Source organism: Pseudoalteromonas sp. SANK 73390, assembly GCF_054966645.1.
The window spans coordinates 1-7,423 of the sequence record NZ_ARPN01000169.1 but is presented as its reverse complement, the minus strand read 5'-3'; the positions used below and the strand labels follow the sequence as shown (position 1 = coordinate 7,423).

Below are 7,423 nucleotides of genomic sequence, written 5' to 3'. Positions count from 1 at the left end.
CAACTATTGAGCTGCTATGTGGGCATGAGATAAACGGTGTTGAGGCTGGCAAAATGGCTGTAGAGCTAAATTGTACCCCCTCTGATATGCACCGAGTGTTAGCAAATTTAGAGCACGCGGGCTGGGCTGAGCGTTTGGTCACAAACCAAAGCCGCTGGCGGTTGCATAAAAAACCCGTACAAGTCAGCAATACAGTTGCCCACTCATTCAGCACTGCAATTAGCGATTTGCAGATAGAGCGCAATAACTACGGCTTGTTGAGGTGAAATCATGAGTGATGACAAAACAACAGCACTGATTGATTTAAAAGTGCAGCAGCAATCTGAAATGGCAGATATGCAAGAGGTTTTAATGCAGTTGGGCCGTGCTCAAGCATTCAACTTTGCGTCAAAACTGCTGACGGTCGGCGAATTAAAGCTATTGGATGGAATTAAAAACTCCAAAAAATACAAAGGAATAACGGTGCATGGTCCAGATGGAAAACTGCTGACCATCAGCACTTGGGAAGATGTTTGTAAGAATATAATCAAGGAAAGTAGACAGCATGTAGACGAGCGATTGCTCAACCTTCGTCATTTTGGAGAGCTATTTTTTGAAGCAGCCCAAAATATGGGATTAGCTTACAAAGACTTGAGAGCTGTGCGACAAATGAGCGAAGAAGATCAAGCTTTGATTACTGAGTCTGAAGCGGTGGAAGTTGGTGATAAAGAAGCTGTTCAGGAACTCATAGACGAATTAAAAGCCAAGCACAAAAAGGATAGTGACAAACTCAAATCAGAACTTGATGCAACTGAGCGCATGCTCAAGGCCTCTCGTAATTCTGCAACTGAGAAAGAAAACAAATTAGTTGAAGTTACCGCCGCTTTAGAAAGCAAAAAATTCTCTGCTGACAAATGGAAAGGCGAAACCAAAAACTTTTTTGAAGCATTGGCTAAAACCCAAAATCAAGTGCGTGAGGGATTTAACCAAATGCTGGTGCTCAGCGAGCAACTAGAAACGATCACCATTGACGATAAAACCTACGATGCCGCTAAATCTGCGTTTTATGCTGACAGCAAAATTTTACTAACTCAACTAGCGGGTGTGTGGAACGAGATACACCGCACCTATGGCGATCTGGATGACGCGCGCCCCAGTGGTGAATGGCTAGCTGAAATGGGTTTTGAAGGTACGGAGGTGATCGAATGAATGCACTCTCTATAGAATATTGGGCACAACAGCTAGACAGCGCAGGCCACGGCCAAAAAGGCACGATACGCGAAGAAGCCTGTAAAACACTGGGGCTGAGTAAAGATGCGCTTTACCGCAGGCTAAAAAACCTTGGCTGGGAAAGCGGCAAGGCTAAACGCAGTGATGCGGGTAGCACCAGCATGAGTGATGAAGCCATAGAAGTGATGGTGTCGCTACTTAATCAGTCAGTTAGGGCAAATGGTAAACGTATTATGCATGTGCCAGTTGCAAAGTCGATTTTGGCAGCTAATGGCTATGATAGCGTAAGCACCAGTCAGATCAGCCGAATACTAGCTCGCCATAACGCCAGTACACAAATGCTCGACAAGGCCACACCTCATGTGCAATTGCGCAGCTTAGGCCCAAACCACGTACACCAAGTGGACCCATCATATTGTTTGCTCTATTACCCCCCTGAGCGCAAGAACCGCAAAATTAAAGGTTTTAAGCAATCGTACATGGATGAAAGCCACTTTTATGCCAACAAGCCCGACAATTTAGACAAGGTTAAAAACCTTCGAGTTTGGCGCTACGTGCTAACCGACCACTTTAGTGGTGCGGTACGTGTTAAGTACTACCAAGCGGCTGGTGAGACTACGGCTAACTTGTTTGACTTTTTGATGTGGTGTTGGTCACAGCATGACGGCTCACCATTGATGGGTGTGCCTGAAATGCTGGTATGGGATAAGGGTTCTGCCAACAGCTCAAAAGCCATTAAAAATGTGCTGAAGAGTTTGCAGGTTAAATGCGAAGAGCACAAAGCGGGCGCGCCACGCGCAAAAGGCAGCGTTGAAAACGCCAATGACTTGGTTGAAACCCAGTTTGAAAGCCGCTTGCTGATGGAGCCAGTTAGCAGTGTTGACGAGTTAAACGCCACAGTGTGGGCATGGCAAGAGGCATACAACGCCGACAAAATTGACGAGCAAAACTGCAAGCATACTCGGCACAAAATGCCGCGATTAGATGTTTGGCTAATGATTTATCAGCCCGAATATAGGCACCGTTTGCGCCAATTGCCTGACGAGCAAATTTGCCGCTTGCTGCTTACCAAAGATGGTGAAACCCGCAAGGTAAAAGGTGACTTAACTGTGACCTATCGCCACCCCGTTACTAAATCGCAACTGGTGTATGACGTATCGCAGCTTGAACACATTTTAAACGGTATGACTGTTGAGGTTAGCCCTGTGATTGTGGGCGAATCACCTGATTTAATGGTGGGTGTAAAAACTCCATTGGGTGATGTTGTTTACCATCAAGTTAAGCCACTTGAATTTGACGTTGCAGGGTTCCGCATTGATGCACCAGTAATTGGTGAGCGCTATGCAAACCATGCTGATAATGCCACGCAAAACGCAGTGAAAGCAGCAGACAGGCTGGCATACCCCAACATGAGCGACGATGAGATAGCGAAAGCCAAAAAAGCCAAAGCGGCACCGTTCAACGGTAAGTTGGTTACGCATTCTCATTTACAAGACGTTGAGCACGAAACGCGGATCACGCCCAAGGGCGAGACCATCCAACCAGATAACCCAATGGCTAAACAAATTAGTGAAGCACCTAAGCGCAAGGGCAAAGTTTTAGACGAACTTGACCTGCGCATAATTGTGGCCGAGCGATTAGGCCGCGGATTACGACCAACAGAAGTTGAATGGCTGCAAAGCCTAGCAGTTGTTGAAACGGAATTAAATAACGTATTGGAGCAGTTGCACAACGGGATAGCGGAAACCCCAGTGCTAAAAATGGCGAGATAATCCGTGACAAAACAAACCAAGCTCAGCGTTGTATTTGATGTACTGAGTATAAAACAAGCCCAAGTAGTAAGGGCACTGGCGGCAAAAGGTATCAAATTTAGCACTACTAGCCTGAGCCGTTTAAAAACACAAAACGAGTGGCCCAAACACTGTAAAAGGCCCGAAATTGAACAACACATTACAGAGTATTTACGGGCGCACGGCGCAACTGACGACCAGCTATTAGGTTTGTTTAGTTGGGATGAGCCAGAGCAACCAAACAAACCCGATTCGGAGGAAGAAGAGATGAAGCAAAAACCAGGACTAACACCCGCAACAAAGCGGCATTTTAAGATCAGACGAGACCCGTTTGTGAATGAGCTATCAACGCTGGATGACCTATTTATGCTGGATTCTCATCATATGATTTTAGAAGAGCTACTAGCGGCAGCAAGTGCTAGCTCTATGATTGCACTAACAGGCCAATGCGGTAGTGGTAAGTCAATTTTGCGCCGTGCATTTTTACAGCGAGTTCAAGAAGAGCACCCAGACATTATTGTGATTGAGCCTGCGCGTATTGACCGTAAAAAAATGACGGCTGAAGCCATATCATCGGCAATTTGTAGAGAGTTACAAGTTAAGCACAAAACGAGCGCTGAAGACCGCGACGCAGCTATAGCTAATGCGTTGATAGAGAGTGCAAATAGTGGCAACCGTCATTTATTACTCATAGACCAAGCGCAAGATTTAACCCCGAGTTTGATTCGATTGCTTAAGTGTATTTGGGAGATAACGCAGGGGTTCCAACGTGTGATCGGCATAGTGTTGATTGGGCAACCTGAGCTGGATAAAAAATTAGACAACAATAGTGCATTGCGTGAGTTTACATGGCGCTGTCACCGCATCCGTATGCAGCCACTGGGCATTAAATCGATTGACTATATGAAGCATAAATTCACGCGGGTGGGATTAGATGCAAATAAATTTTTTACCGATGATGCGCTATCGGCGATACGTGGTAGGTGCTACGGCAGAGTAGGTAAAGGTGTTGGTTTTGATGATGAAGACCAAGACATGACACACCCACTAGAGTTGCAAGTGTGGCTATCAAGAGCAATGAATATGGCTGCCACGATAGGTGTTTATCAGATTGACGAAAAATTTATGCAGAGGGTTTAACAATGGGCCAACACGTAGAAATCACACTCACAGGCGTTGCCAACGTCAAGATCACAAAGCAAGTCACGCTACCAAAAGCGGAAGCCGACAAGCTACTGGCCGACGACAGCAAAATGCAAGACATGCTGACGCGCAATAACGCGGTTGATGTTACAAGCTGGGATCACGTATTCGGCAAAAAGCATCGGGAATTTATCATCGCCAACCCTGAACCTGGTTACACCTGCGCAAACAGCCACTGCGGCTGGGTGGGTAATGAAAGCGACAAAGCAATGGTTTATGTGGGTGCTCAACTTAGCCCCGCGTGCCCCAAATGCAACTCGGTTAAGTTTTATAAAGTTCAGCAGGTGATGCCCCGTGGATAAGCGAATTTTAAGAAAAATTAAGCAATGCTTAGCGCTGGCTAAGTCTGCAACGAATGAGAACGAGGCCGCAGCAGCTATGCGCTCAGCGCAAGCGCTAATGGAGAAACATCGCATTAGTGCTGAAGATGTAAACATGAGCAACATTGAAGAACGCCGCTTTGCATTTGGTGTTAATCGCATCGTGAATTATCAAGCAAATTTACTGCATTTAATAAAGCGGGCATTTGGCGTTGAAGTGGTTATATCACGCAGTTTTACGGGTAGTGACGTTCGCTTTATTGGAGTTACGCCACAGCCAGAATTGGCGGGTTATTGCTGGGAGGTTTTGTTTTCAAAGCTAAAAGCTGAGCGCAGCAATTACGTTAAAAAACAGCCTAAACAGTGCAAGCGAGCAACAAAAGTGGCAAGAGGTGACCAGTTTGCGCTGGGCTGGATTTATGGCGTTAGCAAGCAAGTTAAAGACTTTGCTCTGAGCGAAAGCGCATCTGCATTAGTTAAAACATACAAAGCTAAGCATTACCCCGACTTAACAACAAAAGATGCTATGGAAAGGGGCAAAAAAGCGAATGTTGGCGATGCGATAAGTGACGGGTTTAAAGCAGGCAAAAAGCATTCAATCAACCGCCCGATAAACGGCGGATCTCAACAAAAACTTTCAATGCAGTAGGTGAAATGATGGAACAAGAATTTTTTATAAACAGAAGTGGTTACAAAGTCCCAGCAGATAAAGTGAGCGACAACGACAAAGCGCAAAATGCGTTGGTGTTAGAGCTGGTGCAGCGCGCAAAACAACTGAACGCGGAACATGAACACTTTAAACGTGGCGTGTACTCGCAAGTAAACGATTTTATTGCGGAAATGGCCCATAGCTACAACGTTGAGATTGGAGGAGCCAAGGGCAATATCACGCTAACCTCGTTTGATGGCAAAAGCCGTGTAAAGGTTGGTGTTGCCGACGACATAAGTTTTGGCCCCGAGATTTTAATAGCAAAAGAGCTGTTTTTAGGTGTGGTTAATGGGCTGCTGGAAAAGCTAGACGATGAAGCACAGCTAATAAAAGACATAGTAATGAACGCGTTTGAAACTGACAAAGAGGGCCAGTACAGCAAAAGCAAGATCATGGAGTTGCGCAGCAAGTACCGTTACAGCCATAAGTCGGATGATTGGGCCGCTGGTATGCAAGCAATAGATGACGCGTTTATTTTTGGCTCAACTAAAACGTATGTTCGTTTTTATGAGCGTAACGAGCTGGGCGCGTGGATTCAGATCCCGCTGGTTAGCAAATCACTATAAAGGTGGCGTTATGAAAATGAGTAAATCACGTTATATACAGCTGATCCATATTGGTAAAAGCAAATTGGGCTGGGACGATGATCTATACCGCACCGTGTTGGTTGAGCTAACTGGCAAAGATAGCTGCAAAAGTATGGGAGTAACTGAACTAGATAAGGTGCTCAAACATATGCAAAGCAAGGGTTTTGAGATCATCACTAAAAAGCGTGCTGGTAAAAACTCGCCGATCACTCGTGATATAGCCCCCGAAGACAAAACCCCGCTGGATAAACTGCGCCAGGTGTGGATAGCAATGAGCCATCGTGGCTATTTACGCGACGGCTCGGAAACAGCGCTACTTAATTGGAGTAAAGCCCAAGCAAAACGGATGAATAAAAACGTGGCGATTGAGCGTTTGGAGTGGTTACGCGCATCTATGGTTCATGCACTGATTGAGCAGCTAAAAAAATGGTATGTGCGTTGTATGGCCGAACAACTCAAAGAACTGGTTAATGTTTTACGCGGGCTAAAGCTCAGTAGCGCACACCAAATTGAAGCAACTAAAACTGTGTATGAGCTGGGCAATTTTAAAAAATGCAGCGTTGAGCAGTTAGAGGCAGCTATTGCGTTTATTGGTGTTATGTCTGACAGGTATTCGGAGGCGTCTCAAAATGGGTGATGAATACGGCAAAGTGACAGAACGCGGCGATGGTATGTTACTCACTATATTTGAACTAGTCATGCGTGGTGTAAATGAAACCGTTGATGAACAATCGGCACTAGATATAGGGCGAAAGGTTGTTGATTCAATCCGCCATACATTTGGTGGTGAGGTTGTGTACGTCTGTAAAGGCCGTTCAATAGACGCAATCATGATGAGCAATCAAATTTGGGCCGAGTTCAACGGTACGAACCATGTTGAGTTGTCTAAAAAGTTTGGTTGTTCAGTCCAATGGATTTACACAGTTGTGCGTACAAAACTCCAAGTTAAGCGTGATGAGGTTCAAGGTGATCTGTTTGATGACAGCAAAGGTAAAGGCCCACAAGATGAGGGGCCATCTTTATGCTGAAACCAGACGACGAGATCACAGTAAACACATGGCTATTATTGCTAGCTCTATTTACCACGTTATTACTCGGTTTCGAGTTTGGCAAAAGGGTATATATAGAAGAGCAATTGAACGAGCCCGTGCAAACAATCACATTTGGTCGCAACGGCGGCCCAGCATTTCCACCGATAGAACCAGAAGCCCAACCTTTATATAAGGTGATTTTAGACCTGATAAATGAGGAAGATCATGAAGAGTAATATAGCAGAGCAATTAGCCCCACATTATATAGCTGCGTTTTTGTCTAAGTGTGGTTGTCAAACATTTGCAGACGTAGCTAATGCAATGCAGGTGTTGATCGATGCAGGCAAAGAAACGCAAACAGCATATAGTGAAAATGCTTACGCTCAAAAGGCTACAACCGTTCCATCTATTAATTAACAAAACTAAAAAGCGGCGCAAATTTTAAAGCGCCGCTCATTTTGAAATATTGAAAACTGTTTTGAAATATTCTCTCACTCAATCCCGAACTCTCCCACATATTCCCGCAGTTTTCGCACAATTCACTATAGAGTTTTCGTACATTGGATCAAAGTGA

11 protein-coding genes are annotated in these 7,423 nt (G+C 45.1%); all 11 read left to right on the top strand.

From position 1 onward, the window contains the following. Window positions 1-266: MarR family transcriptional regulator (locus tag SANK73390_RS19195; protein ID WP_462767846.1), on the top strand; the 266-nt coding region annotated here is incomplete at its 5' end. Window positions 267-270: 4 nt separating this feature from the next. Continuing rightward, window positions 271-1,188 (top strand): hypothetical protein, encoded by a 918-nt coding sequence (locus SANK73390_RS19190; protein ID WP_462767972.1) that lies wholly within the window; start codon window positions 271-273, stop codon window positions 1,186-1,188. Beyond that, window positions 1,185-2,981, top strand: coding sequence for an IS21 family transposase (locus SANK73390_RS19185; protein ID WP_462767971.1), 1,797 nt, complete (start codon window positions 1,185-1,187; stop codon window positions 2,979-2,981). Before SANK73390_RS19190 ends, SANK73390_RS19185 begins: the two co-directional genes overlap by 4 nt. 3 nt (window positions 2,982-2,984) lie before the next feature. After that, a complete protein-coding gene (locus SANK73390_RS19180) occupies window positions 2,985-4,139 on the top strand; it encodes an ExeA family protein (protein ID WP_462767970.1) in 1,155 nt (384 codons plus the stop codon). Window positions 4,140-4,141: 2 nt separating this feature from the next. After that, window positions 4,142-4,504 carry a hypothetical protein gene (locus SANK73390_RS19175; RefSeq protein WP_462767969.1) on the top strand — a complete coding sequence of 121 codons (363 nt, stop codon included), beginning with the start codon at window positions 4,142-4,144 and terminating at the stop codon, window positions 4,502-4,504. Then, the gene (locus SANK73390_RS19170; protein ID WP_462767968.1) at window positions 4,497-5,171 is read left to right on the top strand and encodes a DUF7168 domain-containing protein; all 675 of its coding nucleotides are present in this window, start codon (window positions 4,497-4,499) and stop codon (window positions 5,169-5,171) included. The genes SANK73390_RS19175 and SANK73390_RS19170 overlap by 8 nt, the downstream gene beginning before the upstream one ends. 8 nt (window positions 5,172-5,179) lie before the next feature. After that, complete coding sequence (locus SANK73390_RS19165) at window positions 5,180-5,797, top strand: DUF3164 family protein (protein WP_462767967.1); 618 nt, start codon at window positions 5,180-5,182, stop codon at window positions 5,795-5,797. Between the two features lie 10 nt (window positions 5,798-5,807). Then, window positions 5,808-6,455: a gp16 family protein gene (locus SANK73390_RS19160; RefSeq protein ID WP_462767966.1), complete on the top strand. Its 648-nt coding sequence runs from the start codon at window positions 5,808-5,810 to the stop codon at window positions 6,453-6,455. After that, window positions 6,448-6,846: a Mor transcription activator family protein gene (locus tag SANK73390_RS19155; protein ID WP_462767965.1), complete on the top strand. Its 399-nt coding sequence runs from the start codon at window positions 6,448-6,450 to the stop codon at window positions 6,844-6,846. Before SANK73390_RS19160 ends, SANK73390_RS19155 begins: the two co-directional genes overlap by 8 nt. After that, entirely contained in the window at window positions 6,840-7,085 is a 246-nt protein-coding gene (locus tag SANK73390_RS19150; RefSeq protein ID WP_462767964.1) for a hypothetical protein, read from the top strand. The genes SANK73390_RS19155 and SANK73390_RS19150 overlap by 7 nt, the downstream gene beginning before the upstream one ends. Next, on the top strand, window positions 7,075-7,266 hold the full coding sequence (locus tag SANK73390_RS19145; RefSeq protein ID WP_462767963.1) for a hypothetical protein: 192 nt from the start codon (window positions 7,075-7,077) through the stop codon (window positions 7,264-7,266). Before SANK73390_RS19150 ends, SANK73390_RS19145 begins: the two co-directional genes overlap by 11 nt. Window positions 7,267-7,423 lie beyond the last annotated feature (157 nt).

Coding starts and splice junctions, on each gene's coding strand:
- SANK73390_RS19145 (WP_462767963.1), top strand. CDS start 7,075: ATGAAGAGTAATATAGCAGAGCAATTAGCCCCACATTATATAGCTGCG.
- SANK73390_RS19190 (WP_462767972.1), top strand. CDS start 271: ATGAGTGATGACAAAACAACAGCACTGATTGATTTAAAAGTGCAGCAG.
- SANK73390_RS19150 (WP_462767964.1), top strand. CDS start 6,840: ATGCTGAAACCAGACGACGAGATCACAGTAAACACATGGCTATTATTG.
- SANK73390_RS19165 (WP_462767967.1), top strand. CDS start 5,180: ATGGAACAAGAATTTTTTATAAACAGAAGTGGTTACAAAGTCCCAGCA.
- SANK73390_RS19155 (WP_462767965.1), top strand. CDS start 6,448: ATGGGTGATGAATACGGCAAAGTGACAGAACGCGGCGATGGTATGTTA.
- SANK73390_RS19175 (WP_462767969.1), top strand. CDS start 4,142: ATGGGCCAACACGTAGAAATCACACTCACAGGCGTTGCCAACGTCAAG.
- SANK73390_RS19185 (WP_462767971.1), top strand. CDS start 1,185: ATGAATGCACTCTCTATAGAATATTGGGCACAACAGCTAGACAGCGCA.
- SANK73390_RS19160 (WP_462767966.1), top strand. CDS start 5,808: ATGAAAATGAGTAAATCACGTTATATACAGCTGATCCATATTGGTAAA.